At 62.2% G+C, this 14,836-nt stretch carries 10 protein-coding genes; 3 read left to right on the top strand and 7 right to left on the bottom strand.

The annotated features are described in order from the left end of the window. Positions 1–168: 168 nt before the first annotated feature. From E0W60_RS25935 to manD, 6 genes are all read right to left on the bottom strand, one after another. Positions 169–1,011: a phosphoadenosine phosphosulfate reductase family protein gene (locus tag E0W60_RS25935; protein ID WP_135706025.1), complete on the bottom strand. Its 843-nt coding sequence runs from the start codon at positions 1,009–1,011 to the stop codon at positions 169–171. Beyond that, entirely contained in the window at positions 1,004–4,339 is a 3,336-nt protein-coding gene (locus tag E0W60_RS25930) for an ATP-binding protein (RefSeq protein ID WP_135706024.1), read from the bottom strand. The genes E0W60_RS25935 and E0W60_RS25930 overlap by 8 nt, the downstream gene beginning before the upstream one ends. Next, positions 4,332–5,219 carry a DUF4007 family protein gene (locus tag E0W60_RS25925; RefSeq protein ID WP_135706023.1) on the bottom strand — a complete coding sequence of 296 codons (888 nt, stop codon included), beginning with the start codon at positions 5,217–5,219 and terminating at the stop codon, positions 4,332–4,334. Before E0W60_RS25925 ends, E0W60_RS25930 begins: the two co-directional genes overlap by 8 nt. Before the next feature lie 226 nt (positions 5,220–5,445). Beyond that, positions 5,446–6,855 carry a tyrosine-type recombinase/integrase gene (locus tag E0W60_RS25920; protein ID WP_135706022.1) on the bottom strand — a complete coding sequence of 470 codons (1,410 nt, stop codon included), beginning with the start codon at positions 6,853–6,855 and terminating at the stop codon, positions 5,446–5,448. Between the two features lie 295 nt (positions 6,856–7,150). Continuing rightward, positions 7,151–8,185 (bottom strand): Zn-dependent oxidoreductase, encoded by a 1,035-nt coding sequence (locus E0W60_RS25915; protein WP_135706320.1) that lies wholly within the window; start codon positions 8,183–8,185, stop codon positions 7,151–7,153. A gap of 65 nt (positions 8,186–8,250) precedes the next feature. Then, the gene (gene manD / locus E0W60_RS25910; RefSeq protein ID WP_135706021.1) at positions 8,251–9,459 is read right to left on the bottom strand and encodes a D-mannonate dehydratase ManD; all 1,209 of its coding nucleotides are present in this window, start codon (positions 9,457–9,459) and stop codon (positions 8,251–8,253) included. Between the two features lie 256 nt (positions 9,460–9,715). On the opposite strand from manD, the gene E0W60_RS25905 reads away from it, so the two are divergent. Genes E0W60_RS25905 through E0W60_RS25895 form a run of 3 tightly spaced genes read left to right on the top strand, consistent with a single transcriptional unit; the run spans position 9,716 to position 14,128 of the window. Then, complete coding sequence (locus E0W60_RS25905) at positions 9,716–11,179, top strand: mannitol dehydrogenase family protein (RefSeq protein ID WP_135706319.1); 1,464 nt, start codon at positions 9,716–9,718, stop codon at positions 11,177–11,179. 21 nt (positions 11,180–11,200) lie between these two features. Next, positions 11,201–12,220 (top strand): TRAP transporter substrate-binding protein, encoded by a 1,020-nt coding sequence (locus E0W60_RS25900; protein WP_135706020.1) that lies wholly within the window; start codon positions 11,201–11,203, stop codon positions 12,218–12,220. Positions 12,221–12,259: 39 nt separating this feature from the next. Next, entirely contained in the window at positions 12,260–14,128 is a 1,869-nt protein-coding gene (locus E0W60_RS25895; RefSeq protein WP_135706019.1) for a TRAP transporter large permease subunit, read from the top strand. A 55-nt stretch (positions 14,129–14,183) separates the two neighbouring features. Here the strand turns inward: E0W60_RS25895 and E0W60_RS25890 are convergent, their stop codons facing one another. Continuing rightward, positions 14,184–14,372, bottom strand: a complete 189-nt coding sequence (locus E0W60_RS25890; RefSeq protein WP_135706018.1) for a hypothetical protein — start codon at positions 14,370–14,372, stop codon at positions 14,184–14,186. Positions 14,373–14,836 lie beyond the last annotated feature (464 nt).

The raw sequence follows: 14,836 nt of genomic DNA, 5'->3' as shown, positions 1-14,836 counted from the left end.
TTCACCGGTGCGCGCCCCGAGGTCTGATTGACTACTTACTCAGTTGGCTCATATTCGCGCTGTTTGATGGCTCCACGAGGTAAGACAATGGTCTCCGCACAGAGCGGCGGTAGTGCGGTAGTGCAGTCGCGCCAAGTGTGGTGTGCGATCTAGATCTGGGCTCGATGTCTACTTGTGGCAAACCACGCAGGCGCCGTTGCCTTCGTCCTCCCCGTAGACATCGTCGATGTCTTCCAGAGAAGACTTCGCGGGACGCAGAGGATTTATGGGAATGCTCTTACGCAGGCGCGCGCGGCGGATCTCGTATTCGGCCTTAATCTGTGCAATGCGCTCGGGCTGCTCAATATCAACGAGCGACTCGCCCTTGGACCAGGTGAAAGGCGACCCGTGCTCCAAGGCGTCCTTCTCCAACGCCTTGGCCTTTTCATAGTCTTCGGGGTGCTGCTCTTTGAGGCGAACCCATTCGATCTTCTGCTGGAAGAAGCAAAATGTGCAGCCGCTGCGGGAGCGCCACTCGTAATACTTCGGATAACCGACTCCGGAGGACTCCAAGATATCGACCACGCCTGCCTTGTCGATGCCTGCTTCACGGAATGGTAGTCTCACGAACAGGTTGGCGGCCTTGGTTGCGTACCCCTCCCGATAGTCTTCGTCCGCACGGATGGCGACATAGGAAGTTACCCTGTCGCCGACTGCGAGCCATGGGCGCACCCATTGCTCGAACGGCGCTAGCTTCAGCATCTTGGTGCACCAACGGGTTTGAGGGCTTGGGAGGAAATGGTTGTACTCCCGCAGCCAGAACCGGAAGTTTCGACGCGGGTTGAGTCTTGCGATTGGCTTGCCAAGATAGCCTTCAAGCAGACCCAAGAATTCGTAAACCTCGGGCAGCTCTTCTCCTGTGTCGGTGAAGAAGTAGTCGATGTCGAGTTCGGGATGGTGATCCCGCATGTAAACCGCCAAGGCGGCGCTGTCCTTGCCGCCCGAAATTCCGAGAACGTGTCGCTCAGCCATTGGCAGCCTCCTTTTCGATAGACGCGAGCTTCATTCCAGCCTTGGCAAGGATGGCTAACAATACATCTGTCCCCAACCCTTGACCTTCCAGCATGGAAGCAACTTCATCGGCCTTGGTCTCCACCGTCTTGCGATACCGGTCTGAAATCGCGAACGAACGTGAAATTGTCTTGGTGTTAGATCCCGCGCCGATGACGACGGCAATGGCCTCGCTATGCGCTTTTCTTCCTTGGACTGCCACAAAGGCTTCGGCTTCCCGGAAGCGCCGTGCGAACTTGGCAAGCTCCAAGATTGCTGCATCGATGTGGCGGTCCACCCACTCGCGCGGAGGCTTTTCGGCGGCCAGGCTGAGAATGCCTTCAAGCGATTCTCGGCTGCCATCGAGATTGGTCAAGCGCGTCGCGAAAGCATCCAATCGCAGCTCACCCGACACACCGGCCACTGATCTGGCCCGTTCGCGCAATGCTTCGAGGTCGTCACGGCTCGCATCAAGCGCGTCGAGCATTTTCCCTTCGACTTCCACAAGCATCTTTCCGTATGCGCTCGACAGCTCCTTCAATGGCGCGCGCAGTGCCTTCACGTAAGCCCTGCCATCCCCAGCATTGAGCAGCGATGCCAGGTCGACAAACAGCACCTTGTGCGGGTCACTAGCCTTCAAGAGCATGTCACGCATTGCCTTGGCCGTATCGCCCAAACGCTGCGTCCTTCGAGTCCACTCCGGCAGGTTGTAGACCATGGCGACAAGACCTCGAGCGGCCTCGAGCGGGTCGGCCGCTCCCGAGCTTTCACCAATCTCCGCAAGCAGTTTGGCGATACCGTCGAGGATTCGGTTCTTGTCTTCATCGATGGCCACCCAGCGCAGGGAAAATCGGCCGGGGTCTTGTAGACACTCGTCGATATCGGCATCGGTTAAGCGGGGCACGAACATCCCATCTTTGTAAACGGCGATGTTGGCTTTGTGGGCGAGCATGAATGCAGTGAGGACCACTGGCTGGATGCCTTGCTTCATGCCGAACGGTGGCGCGCTCCACAGTGCATAGATCTCATCTGCGCCCACGCGAGCAGTGGCGTCCGAGAAAAGGGTGCGGGTCGCGTTCCACAGAGGCTCAAATTGGCTGGCCAATCCGTCACCAGGTGGAACAAAGCGCCAGGCACCAGAGTCGTCTTGTCGATGCAGCTCAGTGCTCTTAAGCAGAGTCTCATAAAGCCCGCGTTCGGCAGGGAAGCCCTCGAAGCCGAGCGCCTCTTGGCCTTCGGTATTAACCATGGCGTGCAGGAGGTCCCGGCGGGCTTTCACGCTGTTGCTTGACACGCTGTCGCGGTTGACCAACTCGCTCCAAACAGGAGGCGAAGTGGTAAACAGCTCGTCAGCTAGTTCGGAGGCCACCGGCGAGAGCTTTGACCCCAGCTCGACGACTTGATCTGTTCCATTGTGCCACTTCGCCAGCGAAACCGCCGCTTGGAGCTGGTCCTCCAGACCGGCCCGCGTCGCAGCCAGGCGAGCGTAGACCTCTCGGCGGGCGACGGCGTCGCCGGATAGCTCATGGCGCTCCTTTACCTGCTCCAACGCGACCAACTCAGCCGAAAGTTCTGCGATGCGAGAGTGGTTGGTGGGGATGCCTACCATAACCGGCCATGGTCGCAGCTTGGAGCAAGCCTGCGCACGAAGCCGGGCAGCCCTGGGGCTCGTGCCACGGCTTGGCAACGCGAGGATGAATGTCCCGAACTCGCCCTTGCGCGGGCGAAAATCAGCGGCGATCTTTTCAGTCTCCTCGATGCTACAAAGCACAAGCTCCATCCATCGCATGGAGCCTGTCTCGTGGTAATGGCGTTTAGCTACCACAGGATGCAGGCCCATGAACTGCGCGAGGCGCGTGTAGTCGACGCCCGGTGATGCAGCTAGTGCTTGCGCGATGGCGGCATCGATATCGAAGTCGCTGCCCTCGAACACCGACCAAGCTCCGGTATAGCTCTTGTAGAGGGCGATCTTTAGGGCGGAGAGCTTTTGCAGCGCGGCGTCGAGCTCTTCGCTGGTCTTGTCAAAGAAAAGGGCTCCAAGAACCGCAGCGTCAGCCGCGAGGCCTGATCCGTTGCGGAACAGGTCGATGACGGCAATGCTTTTGATCAAAGCGACTAGCAGCGGATCGCCCGTCTTGGCTTCTGCACGTTCGACTGCTTCTACCGCTTGCGACCAGCGATGACCATCGGGAGAGGCTAAGATCGCCGGCTCCAAGTTCGAGCGAAGGTAGTCCCAATAGTCATTTGGGCGATACCAGGTAGCCTCCTTGACAGGGGTCGAGTTCAGGTAAGCGCGGAAGCCATGTGGTTCCACCGATGAAAGGAAACCGAAGGTGCTGCGCTCGTTTTGACCGAACTGCCGTTTGGAGATCGGCCCCAAAAGCGCCGCCATGGCCGGATGCAGCGGCCAGCATGCGGCTAATGCCTTGGCGAAATCCTGCCCCACGGCAGGGCGGCGAGAGCGGATGGCATCCGCAATGGTCTTGGATGCGTCGAGCATCCACGCAGGCCAGCGCTTGGCTTCAATCGCGCGCCCGATAAGCTCGACGACTTCGTCGCTTGCCGCCACGAATGGCAGGTCAACATAACGGCCTTGAACCTTGGACCAGTCGTCGCGCGTATCGATGCCGAGACGGGCGGAATATTGCGCGAATGATTGGTGCAGCACGCCAACGACAACCAAGCGACCCTCGGAACGGGCGGCGGCTTCGGCAAGCTCTTGGAAGAAGTAGACGTCGTCCCCGGAGCCCAAAGCGGAAGCCTCCAAGAACTTGCCCATCTCGTCGATGATGACCAGCACGCCGTCCTGTGGACGGCTCTTGGCCTCTTCGAGCAACTCCGCGATGAGACTCTGGGCGTTCGGCTTACTGCGGCCGTCGACGTTCTTGCCTTGCGCGCGCCGGACACCGGCGGCTAGTTCCGCGACAACGCTGCCGCGCCGGCCTACCGCCGGAACAAGCAACCATCCCCTGCGAACCGGGAAGGCGTTGTCGAAGGCGGGCTTAGCGTCCAAGCGCAGGACTTGGCGAGCCTTCGTTCGAAGATCCTTGTCAGGATGCAGCGCGCTCGCTAGTGCCGCGGCTAGCGAACTCTTGCCGCCGCCGAACGGGCCTGTCCAAGTGAAGCAGCGTTGATTGGTTCCGGTGAGCTGCTTGCACATGCCATCGACTACGGACGCCGCGGTGGCATGGCAGATATAGCCGCCAAGTGCATCGGCCCGACCGATATCCGCGTCCACACGGATTGAGCGTTGGTAGTGGCGCGAAATCTGAACGATGTCAGATAACACTTCTTGCTTCTTGTCAGTCATAGGCGCGCCTGATCAAATTCTTGATGTCTTCTTTGGACATGGGCTTGCGGTGGACTTGGCGTAGGCCTGCCGAGTCTGTCCAAGCCAGCTTGCGGTCCGTGAAGTCAGAGAGGGCAATCAACCGCTGGGCGATCGACTCTTCATCAAGTTTGAAGACACGCCCCGGCGAGCCTTCGGCGTAAGCGACCGCCTCGAAGGGCAGCGAGCTTTGCCCGTTGGCCTCGCGATCCCAGAAGTCGACCAATGCATAGGCGAAAATGCCGTCGTGCAACGAAGCCTTGGGGCCGCGGCGGAATGCATACTGGCTTTTGTGGACCTCTTGCAGCAGCCCCAATTCGCCCAACAGAGGCTCGGCGAAGTCTTCCGGAGAGCCGCCGGCCGCGCGCGGCGCATAGCTGCGCAGGCATGTCTCTAGGTCGCGAGAGATCGTCGAGGCGGAGAGACGGTGCTTGGGGTCAAGCTCCCGGGCATAGCGGGCCAAAGGCTCTTCCAGCTCTTGGCGCGTGAATGTTGGGGCAGTTACATAATTGAACAGCCAATACCATGTCGTCGAACGAATGCACCGCCCCGCGAGTTGCCAATGGGCGAGCCATGCCGTTGATGGACTCTCTGCGTACGGGTCGAGCCCGCCATCTTGAAGGATTTCGTAGGCGAGACGGCCAAAACGAAAGTGACTTCCCTCTTCCTGCATTACGCCACATGCCAAAGCCCAATGCCGGATTGACGCCACCATATTCTTGCCGACGCCAAACGTTGCAATAGCGTTGTCGTCGCTGAAGGTAGCCTTGGCAATCCGACCGTCAACTACCCCGTCGCAGACTTTTTTTAGCCACATTTGGCGTAAGGGAAACGTCTCATGGCCAGAGAAGTGGGCGGGCATGCCTCTAGCAGTGTCGGGTTCGTGTTTCATATCCAGCATTTTACGGCGGACTGGTGATCGTCACCAGTCCGCCGTAGTCAAGACATGATAGTTTTTATATATTGATTGTTGCATTTGATTGTTTTCCGGCAAACGTCTTCCTCGAAACGTCCCCTGGACGCCACCTGCTAAATTAGTAGCCTTACCGCCAGTTGCTGATCCGCGCCAACTGTGAAGCCTCTGGGGATTAAGCGGATGGCGTCATTTGGAATGCAGCCTCTTGGGCCGCCTTCGACGCCTGATGAAAGCTAATTCCCGCCTGCACCAGCATCCATGCCTCGATCTTGTCGTGCCACATTCGGAGCATATCGAGTGGCCGGCGTCGATAATGCTTCTCGGCCAACGCCGAAGGCTTGTGCCCTTGGATTTGCGCCACTACACCGACTGGAACCTCGCACCACTCCGACAGGGTGCCGAATGATCTGCGTAGCCCGTGCAGCGTCACATGGGGAAGGCCGGCAGCTTCGATCGCCTGGTTGTGCGCGTAGCGCGGTTCGGCAATACGACCTTTCTCGGCATTGAGGCTGTGAAATACCCAAGGTGATGGCTCCCATTTCTGTCCGCGGGCTTCCAGGCTACGCAGGCGGCGTCTGCTGGGCGGCGTTTCGTTGAGGCGCTTCAGATCGAGCAATAGGGAGGCTAGATAAGGCGTGAGGGGAATCACGCGTCCAGTTTCGGTTTCAATCTTGTCCGCGATGTGTAAGCTTCGCCATTGGAAGTCCGCGTCTTCCCAACGCAGCGCGGCCAGTTCCTCTCGGCGCGCGCCGGTAATGAGCAAGCCTTGTAAATAGGCGGACTGTACCGGGTTGTGCAGAGCGCGCACGGCGCCAAACCAAGCTGCGAGCTGTTCCCGCTGGAGGCTGTCGCCGTCCTTGGTGTTGGTGCCAGGCAACGACCCGCTTACCTTGGGAGACGTGCAGCTGTCGGGAGGAACGATGCCGGCGTACTTGTCATGGCCCTCGCACCACCTGACAAACGCCTTGAGCATTCGAAAGGCGTAGGCGGCGCTGGTTGGCCTGATCGGCACCTCCGACTCCAGCCATGCGCCAACTGCTTTAGCGGTTAGGCCGGAGAGCTTCAGTTCCATCAACGGATAAAGTGGTCCGCGTTCGGTTTGCTTGCCGCCACGCTTGGTCGGTTCCCCGCCCGGCGCAGCGAGTTTGAAATGGTCATTGATGTAGCCAGCAGACCTTGGCTTCTTGGTTTTGGGGGAGAGCTTGGTACGCAGAGATTCGACATAGTCACTCCACGCGTTGGCTACGGTTATGCTCTCGCGGACTTTCGCAGCGTGTTTTGCTTCAAAGGCAGCCTGCTGTTCTGCCTTGACTTCGCGCGGATCTTTCCCTGCGTCTATTAAAGTCTTAAGGTGGCCTGCTTCGGCGCGTGCCTTGCCTAAGTCCCACGCTCTGGTGTCACCAATGGTGACGCGTATGGTCTTCCCGAAGAGTCGAGATTCAAAGATGTAGGCCTTTGCCCCAGCTGCCGTGACCCTGATGCCAAATCCTGGCGTCTTCGCATCCCAATAAATGCTTTGCTGTTTGCCTGCTTCACAAGTGAAGCCGTCGACTCGCGCTGCCGTGAAGTTTTGTTTTGCCATTCGATATCCGTGTAGGCATCATGTAGGCAAATTCTAGTGGCGTTGAACCATGTTGGTCAATTCTGGAGGGCACGGCCTGAAGGGAAATTTCCATTAAAATCAATGGCATGATCTCATCGATCCACGTAGATCAAATCGGATCAATAGTCGACTCCTTAAGATTTGTAATCATCAGGTGGCGGGTTCGAGTCCTGCAGCCGGCACCAGGAATATAAATGGCCTCCCGATTCGGGAGGCCATTTTCATTTGGGTAGTGCATTAGCAACATTCGACGATATCTAAGATTGGCGGCATATCAGGCAGGCTCGCCAAAGTCGAGCAATATCTTGCAGCTCTCGCGCGGGTTGTGTTCGGCAAGGTCCAGGGCATCGGCGACATCGTGGAAATCGATCCGATGCGTGACGATGCAGCCGGGGTCGACCAGCCCCTGGGAGATCCAGTCGATCACGGTGGTAAACATGTCGCAGTTCAGGCGCGAGGCATAGAGCGAGAGTTCCTTCCGGGTCAGCTCCAGTTGCGGAACGGCCGATGGCATCGCGGAAAAGCCCAGTATGCCGATGCGTCCTGCCGGGGCGGCAATGCGCACGGCTTCCTCCAGGATCGATGGGTGGCAGACGGCGTCGTAGATAAGTGTCGGGCCCTCTGCCACGCCGCGTTTTGCAAGGGCCTGTCCGATGTCCTCATGTGAGGTGTTGATGACGTCATCCGCATCGGCGCCGCAATGGCGGGCCAGCGCCAGCCGTTCGTCAAGGTGGTCGGTGATCAGAACCCGTGCACCGTAGACGCGCTTGAGTACTTGCAGCAGGTTCAAACCGATAGGGCCGGCGCCATAGATCAACGCGATGTCTTCGCGCAGCACGCCTGTGCGGTGGGTCATGTTTGCCGCGACGGCGAAGGGCTCGATCACCGCCGCGCTCGTCGCCGCCAGGCCAGCCGGCACCGCGTAGGCATTGCACGCCGGCACGCACGTGTATTCGCTGAAGCCGCCGTCACGGTGCACGCCGATTACCTGCATGCGGCTGCAGACGTTGCGCCGGCCAATGCGGCAGGCGTGGCATTGGCCGCAACTGATGACCGGATCCACCACCACGCGTTCGCCGATGCGCTGCGCGCTGATGCCCGCGCCGACAGCGTCGATATGACCCATGAATTCATGGCCGATAACGCGGGGATACGCTGCGAACGGATTCTTGCCGTGGAAGATGTGCAGGTCGGAGCCGCAGATGCCGGCATAGCGCACGCGCAGGCGGACTTCGCCGGGGGCGGGGGTGGGGATGGGCCTTGCGCACAAGGACAGGCCGTGGGGTTGGTTAACGACGATGCTCAACATGTTGGGTGCTGGTGGCATGGGGGACGGCATTGTGTGGAAGTGAGCGTCATCTATCGCGTGCCAGGCTACCAGTTCCACATCGCTCCATCGCATAGCCTTGCCACAGGCAGGTAGGCACGCTCATACGGGTACCTGGCGGCCAGCGCTTCGTCGATGTCGACGCCAAGTCCAGGCACCTCGTCCATGACCAGATGGCCGTCCGCAAAGCGATAGTTGTGCGGGAACACTTCGTCGGTCAGCGCGTTGTGCGGCATCAGTTCCTGGATGCCGAAGTTCGGCGCCCACAGCCCGAAGTTGACCGCCGCCGCCATGCACACCGGCGACAGGTCGGTGGCGCCGTGGAATCCGGTGCGCACCTGGTGCATCGCGGCGAAGTCCGCGATGCGCCGCACATGCGTGATGCCGCCGGCATGGACGATGGTGGTGCGGATGAAGTCGATCAGCTGGTTGCCGATGAGGTCCTTGCAATCCCAGATCGAATTGAAGACTTCTCCTACCGCCAGCGGCGTGGTGGTGTGCTGGCGGATCAGGCGGAAGGCGTCCTGGCTTTCGGCCGGCGTGGCGTCTTCCAGCCAGAACAGGCTGAACGGCTCGAGTGCCTTGCCAAGGCGGGCCGCTTCGATCGGCGTCAGCCGGTGGTGCGCATCATGCAGCAGGTGTGGCCCGAAGCCGATGGCATCGCGCACCTTGCGGAACAGTTCCGGCGTGTGGCGCAGGTAGAGGGCAGTGTCCCACGGTTCTTCCGGCGGGAGCCCCTTCTCCGCGGGTTCATAGTGGCCGGCTTGCTTGCCCACGCCATACACCTTGGAGAGTCCCGGCACGCCGGATTGCACACGGATCGCCTTGAAGCCCTCCTCGATATGCCGGTGGACGGCATCGACGGCTTCCTCGTGGTCGCGGCCGTTGGCGTGCCCGTAGACCAGCAGCCGTTGCCGGCTCTTGCCGCCCAGCAACAGGTACACCGGCATGTTCGCCAGCTTACCGAGAATATCCCACAGCGCCATGTCGATCGCGGCGATCGCGGTCATCGTGACGGGGCCGCGCCGCCAGTAGGCGCCGCGATACAGGTATTGCCAGATGTCTTCGATGCAGCGCGGGTCGCGGCCGATGAGGCAGGGGATGACATGCGCGTCGAGGTAGGTGCTGACCGCAAGCTCGCGGCCGTTGAGCGTGGCATCGCCAACTCCGTAGACGCCCTGGTCAGTCATCACCTTGACCGTGACAAAGTTGCGGCCCGGACAGGTGACGATGGTTTGTATCCGTTCGATCTTCAAGACTTGCTCCGGCGATTGCGCGCTGCCACTGCTGCGTCATCGCATGCGATGACGCTATGGCACGGGATGCGAAGCAGGTTACCTCCCGAAGGCAGGGGCGGATACGAGAGGATTCCGCAGCGGGAAAGCGCAAGTGCCGCACAAATGTTGCGAAACGGCTGCACGTCTGCAGCATTCCCGAATGGTACGTTTTGCCATCGTCAACAGCACGGATGCCACGCACGATGCCGCAATACAAACGATCGAGGGTCAGGGCATGAGGCTGGCGCAGCGTACCGTCTGCAGCGCCGACGCCGCCGTGCAACAGCCCGGCTACGAGCGCAGCCGTCTGTCGCGCGGCGTGGTGCATATCGGGCTCGGCGCCTTCCACCGCGCGCACCAGGCGCTGTACACCGAGGCAGCGATCCATGATGGCGACACGCGCTGGGGCATCGTGGGCGTCAGCTTGCGGGAACCGCGCATGGCGCGCGCGCTGACTGCGCAGGATTGCCTGTACGCGGTCATCGAGCGACAGGGTGCCGAGGCCACGGGGCGCATCGTGGGGGCGCTGGTGCAGGCCCTGTATGCGCCGCATGCACTGGAGCAGGTGATCGGCGCCATCGCCGATCCCGCCGCGTCGGTCGTAACCTGCACCGTGACTGAAAAAGGCTACCACCGGCATCCGTCGACATCCGACCTCGACACCAGCGATCCGGAAATCCGTCATGACCTGGCCCATCCCGAGGCGCCGCGCAGCACGCTCGGCGTGCTGGCGGCGGGGATACGCCGCCGGCCGTTCGGCGCGCCGCTGAGCATTGTCTGCTGCGACAACATGGCCGACAACGGCGACACGCTGCGCAAGCTGCTGACGCAGTACGCGTCGCAGGCCGATCCGGCGCTGGCCCGGCGTATCCACGATGAGGTGGCGCTGCCGAACACCATGGTCGACCGCATTGTGCCGGCCGCAACGCCAACGTCGCTGAACTGGGCGCAGCAGCGCCTCGGACTACGCGATGAAGCCGCCATTGTCTGCGAGCCGTTCACGCAATGGGTGATCGAAGACCGCTTCGCCGGAGCGCGGCCCGCGTGGGAGGCTGGCGGCGCGTTGATGACCGGTGATGTCCGGCCGTTCCAGGCCATGAAGCTGCGCATGCTGAACGGCACGCATTCGGCGATCGCCTATGCCGCGCAGTTGTGCGGCATAGAAACCGTGGCCGGGGCGATGGCCGATCCGGTCCTCGGTGCCTTCGCGCGCGGGGTGATGGAGGACCTGCATGCCACCGTCACCGCGCCGCCGGAGTACGACGTCGCCCGCTACGGCAATGCGTTGCTGTGCCGCCTGCGCAACGCGGCGATCGCGCATCACACCGCGCAGATTGCGATGGATGGCACGCAGAAGGTCCCGGTGCGCTGGCTGCCGGCCTTGCGCGAAAGCCTGGCCGCGGGCATCGAGCGGCCATGCCTGGAGCGTGCGCTGGCGCTGTGGCTCCACTATTTGCGCTGCGACACCAACGAGCGTGGCGAGCCGCTGGCCGCCAGCGATCCCGGTGCGCCGCCGCTTGCCGCAGCGCTGTGCGGCACGGACAGCAATACGGAAGCCGTGCACCGGGCCCTGGCGCACGGCGCCGTATTTGGCGACGCCCCGTGGCCGCAGCAGTTCCGGCGCCGGCTTGCCGCACACCTGACGGTATTGCGCGAGCGCGGCGCGGCAGCACTGCTGTCCTTCCCGGCCACAACTTGAACAACAGGAGACAAGCACATCATGGCCCATCGGTTCACTCGCCGGCAGTTCGGCGCACTCGCCGCCGGCGGACTGGCGCTGGCATTGCCCGCGCGCAACGCGTTCGCCCAGAACGCCACCATCAGGCTGAAGTACGGCACGGCCTTCCCGGCCGACCATCCGGGCACGCTTCGCATCAAGGAGGCCGCCGAGGCCATTCGCCAGGACACCGGCGGCAAGGTCGACCTGCAGGTCTATCCCAATAGCCAGCTGGGCAGCGAGCCGGACATGGTCTCCCAGGTCCTCGCCGGTGCCATCGACTTCATGTCCACGGCCAGCACCAACCTGCAGACACGTGTCCCGGCCGCCAGCATCAACGGTGTGGCCTTTGCCTTCAAGGACTACGCCGCGGTGTGGGCCGCGATGGACGGCGGACTGGGCGCCTATGTCCGGGGCGCGCTGGGCAAGGTGAACCTGCACGTGTTCGAGAAGTGCCTCGACAACGGCTATCGCAACATCACCTCCGCTACCCGCCCGGTGAACACGCCAGCGGACCTGAAGGGGTTCAAGATCCGCGTCCCGGCGATCCCGCTGTGGGTCTCGATGTTCAGGATGCTGGGCGCGGCGCCGACGGTCATACCGTTCGCCGATCTCTATTCGGCGCTGCAGACACGCGTGGTGGATGGCCAGGAGACGCCGCTGTCGCTGATCCGCAGCGGCAAGCTGTATGAAGTGCAGAAGTTCTGCTCGATGACCGCGCATACCTGGGACGGCCACTTTATCTTCGGCAATGCCAGAAAATTCCAGGCACTGCCGCGCGAGGTGCAGGCTTTGCTGACGACGCGCTTCACCACCGCGGCGCTGAAGCAGCGCGAGGATATCGCGCGGCTCGACGTCGAAGCGCAGGCGGAGATGACCCGGCTTGGCATTAAGTTCAACCGGCCGGATCCGGCGCCGTTCCGCAAGCTGCTGCGGGACGCGGGCTTCTACGCCGAGTGGCGCAAGAAGTTTGGCGACGAGGCATGGCAGATGCTGGAAAAATACACCGGGCCGCTGGTCTGAAGCAGGCACCATCAAGCCGACATGCAAGAGGAGACAAAGATGGAGCACACCGCCGAGACCCTGGACCGGCCCGCCAGTACCCCCTCCACGGCCAGCGCACGCTGGAGCCGCGTCCTGGCCTGCGTGGTCGAGGTTCCGGCCGCGCTGATCGTCGTGGCCGAGACCCTGATCCTCGGGGGCGGCGCGTTTGCGCGTTATGCCTTGCATGCGCCGCTGCCCTGGACGGAGGAACTCGCCGGCATCCTGTTCCTGTGGCTGGCGATGCTCGGCGCCATCATTGCCCTGCAGCGCAGCGCGCATATGCAGCTCACCACCTTCATCAGCAAGCTGCCGCCGCACCGGCGCGCATGGCTGGATGCCTGTGGCATGTGGATGGTGGTGGCGTTCCTGTTGCTGCTGGTGCGGCCGGCTTGGGAACATCTCGTCGAACACGTGGACGTGCTGACGCCGACCCTGGAGGTCAGCGAAGCCTGGCGCGCCGGGGCGGTGCTCGCCGGCACCGTGCTGATGCTCGTGACCGCCGCGATCCGCCTGCTGGAGACCGCAAGCCGCAGGCAGGTGGCCCTCAGTGGCCTGCTGGTCGGGCTAGGCGCTGGCGCGTTGTGGCTGCTCTCGCCGGTGCTGTTGGGACTGGGCAACGCCAACCTGGTGATTTTCTTCCTGCTGATGCTGGTTGGCTGCGTTGCCATCGGCGTGCCCATTGCCTTCGCTTTCGGGCTCTCCACGCTGTGCTACCTGGCGCTGTCCACGACCACGCCGCTGTCCATCATGCCGAACCGCATGCAGGAGGGCATGTCACACCTGATCCTGCTGGCGGTCCCGCTGTTCATCTTCCTCGGCGGGCTGATCGAGATGACGGGCCTGGCGCGCGCGATGATCCAGTTCCTGGTCAGCCTGATCGGGCACGTACGCGGCGGCCTGCAGTATGTGCTGCTTGGGGCGATGTACATCGTCTCGGGCATCTCCGGTTCAAAAGCTGCCGATATGGCGGCGGTCGCGCCGGCGCTGTTCCCGGAGATGAAGCAGAGCGGCGCGAAGGATGGCGACCTGATCGGCCTGCTGTCGGCGTCCGGTGCGATGTCGGAAACGATTCCACCCAGCATCGTGCTGATCACGGTGGGGTCGGTCACGGGCGTGTCGATCACCTCGCTATTCATCGGCGGGTTGATGCCGGCGCTGGTCGGCCTGGCGATGATGGCACTGGTGGTCTGGTGGCAGACGCGCAAGGAGGACAGGGGCGGCATGGTGCGGCCATCGAGCAGGACGTTGCTGAGATTGCTGGTGGTGGCCCTGCCGGCGCTGGCGCTGCCGGTCATCATTCGCACGGCGGTGGTGGAGGGCGTGGCCACTGCCACCGAGGTATCGACCATCGGCATCTTCTATACGGTGCTGGCCGGCTTGCTGGTGTACCGGCAGTTCGAACTCCGGCGCATTTATCCGATCCTGCTCGATACCGCGGCGTTGTCCGGTGCGATCCTGCTGATCGTGGGCTGTGCCACCACCATGGCGTGGGCACTGACGCAGTCCGGGTTTGCGGAGGACCTGGTCAGCATCATGTCCGCTGTGCCGGGCGGAAAGACTGGCTTCCTGCTGGTGTCGGCGCTGGCTTTTGTGATCTTGGGCAGTTTGCTGGAAGGCATCCCGGCCATCGTGCTGTTCGGGCCGTTGCTGTTTCCGATTGCCAGGCTGGTCGGCGTGCATGAGGTGCACTACGCCATGGTGGTGATCTTCGCCATGGGGCTGGGCTTGTTCGCGCCGCCGTTCGGCGTGGGCTTCTATGCCGCCTGCGCCATCGGGCGCGTGTCGCCGGACGTTGCCATGCCGCGCGTGTGGCCGCATATGGCGGCGTTGTGCATTGCGCTGTTGCTGCTGACGCTGGTGCCGTGGTTCTCGATTGGGTTCCTGTAAGGCTGCGGGCAGGGGCTTACCAGTGGGACTGGCAAGCCTTCAGCGGCCAAGGCCGTCAGGCGGCAAGCTCCTCCGCCAATATGCCTTCCAGCTGCGCCTTCAACAGTCGAAGCAGGCAAAGCGCACTGAAGCAGCCTTCGGATGCGTCGCACAACTGGTCCAGCATGCCAAGCACGCCTTCGATGCCCGCCGCCAATGACTCAAGATTCAGCCGTGCCGCTGTGGATAACGAGTTTCCCGACATATGACCTCCGATCGTTGGATGAAGGCCTGCCGCGCGACGTGAGGGGAGGGCGGCGGGCCTGACAACGAGGGTGGAAGCCCGGTGTCACAGCCAATGCCGGTCAGCCTTGCGGCTGTCTCGTCCGGCCCGCCATAAAGCAATGGCTAGCCCGAATGGGCAAGAAGGTCGCCAACGGCGACTATCAAACTGTGACACGCGGGCTTCCACACCCGGTCATCGTTGTTCGATGACGGCCTCAGTCTCTCGCGCCTTGGCTCGCGATTCGATAAGACACTTCGCATTCCCATACGGACGCCGCATCCTGCCTGAGTGCCGTTCGCCGGCAAATAGCCAAACACCGAAACCCCTCCTCCCTCAACCCGCCCACGCCGGCGCGCTGGCGCCTTTTGCATGGCTTCCCCGGCGGCACGGCTCGCTGTCTCCCGATCGTCTCGCCTACAATGAATCAGACTGCACAATTCGCC

Source organism: Cupriavidus oxalaticus (assembly GCF_004768545.1).
In the GTDB taxonomy this organism is placed as follows: Bacteria; Pseudomonadota; Gammaproteobacteria; order Burkholderiales; family Burkholderiaceae; genus Cupriavidus; species Cupriavidus oxalaticus_A.
Note: the sequence above shows the minus strand (reverse complement) of the source record. Positions and strands in the feature narration are given on the sequence as shown.